Annotated in this window: 2 protein-coding genes; both read right to left on the bottom strand. The window is 43.1% G+C overall.

The genetic code is table 11. The features are described 5' to 3' along the window. Positions 1–830, bottom strand: an 830-nt coding sequence (locus ABWP14_RS11490; RefSeq protein ID WP_353203108.1) for a carbamoyltransferase family protein, incomplete at its 3' end; no start/stop codon positions are given. 21 nt (positions 831–851) lie between these two features. Further along, a complete protein-coding gene (locus tag ABWP14_RS11495) occupies positions 852–1,004 on the bottom strand; it encodes a DUF5989 family protein (protein ID WP_353203109.1) in 153 nt (50 codons plus the stop codon). Positions 1,005–1,105 lie beyond the last annotated feature (101 nt).

Genomic DNA, 1,105 nt, shown 5'->3' on the forward strand with positions numbered 1-1,105 from the left:
AAATCCATCTCACGTTGCGTCAGCATCGTTTCTTCGCTGCGACGTGACCCACCAAATAATTGATCAAACTTCTCATTGGTCATGGTCAGACCAGTGCAATAGCTGAAGTAGCTCATGTCTAAGGCGAATGAACCATCTTCTTTAATATCAATTAAGTTATCTTTAATCAGCTGAGCATACTTAGGCTCACCATAAGGCGCTAAGCCCATGACCTTGTACTCACCAGAGTTCACCTTAAAGCCGGTGTAGTAAGTAATCGCTGAATACAGCAAGCCTAAGGAATGCGGAAAATGAATTTCCTTATGCACTTCAAGCTTATTACCATGGCCAATCGCGAGAGAAGTGGTTGTCCACTCACCTACACCATCCATTGTCAGAATGGCTGCATCTTCAAATGGCGAGGGGAAGAATGCGCTAGCGGCATGACTTAAGTGGTGCTCAGAAAAGAGTAAACGCGCTTCCCAATCAATATCTTTGCCCCATAAACCTTTGAGCGCGCCAGTAATCACTGACTTCTGAAAGAGTTTATCGGTCAGCCATACCGGTAATGCTGTAGCAAAGGATTTAAAGCCAACTGGGGCATAGGCTAGATAGGTCTCTAGCAAGCGCTCAAACTTTAAGAAAGGCTTATCGTAGAAAACTACGTAATCGATGTCGGCTGGAGTGCAGCCTACTTCGCTTAAGCAATAGTCAATTGCATTGCTTGGAAAGGCTTGATCATGCTTCTTACGAGTAAAGCGCTCTTCCTGGGCAGCAGCTACTACCTCGCCATCTACTACTAAACAAGCAGCAGAGTCGTGATAGTAAGCTGATATTCCCAGTATCTTCATGAGCGTATTTGTTCTTTGTTCTTAGAACAGGGTATAGATGAATGGTGCTACTACTGAGCTCTTAGCAGCCAACAACAACAAGCCACCCAAGATCACCATCACAACAATAATCGGCAAGAGCCATAACTTTTTACGGACTCTTAAAAATTTCCATAACTCTTTAATAAATGACATAAATAACCTCGGTAATTTTGATTTGCTAAATATTCTTTAGAACTGTTCTTTAAATGAATCAGAAGATGGCCCAGGTGGCGCACGATCAATCCAATGAGACT

The sequence above is a fragment of the Polynucleobacter sp. genome (genome assembly GCF_040400325.1).
In the GTDB taxonomy this organism is placed as follows: Bacteria; Pseudomonadota; Gammaproteobacteria; order Burkholderiales; family Burkholderiaceae; genus Polynucleobacter.

Excerpts from the sequence above, each read along its gene's own strand:
- ABWP14_RS11495 (WP_353203109.1), bottom strand. The coding sequence starts at position 1,004 with ATGTCATTTATTAAAGAGTTATGGAAATTTTTAAGAGTCCGTAAAAAG.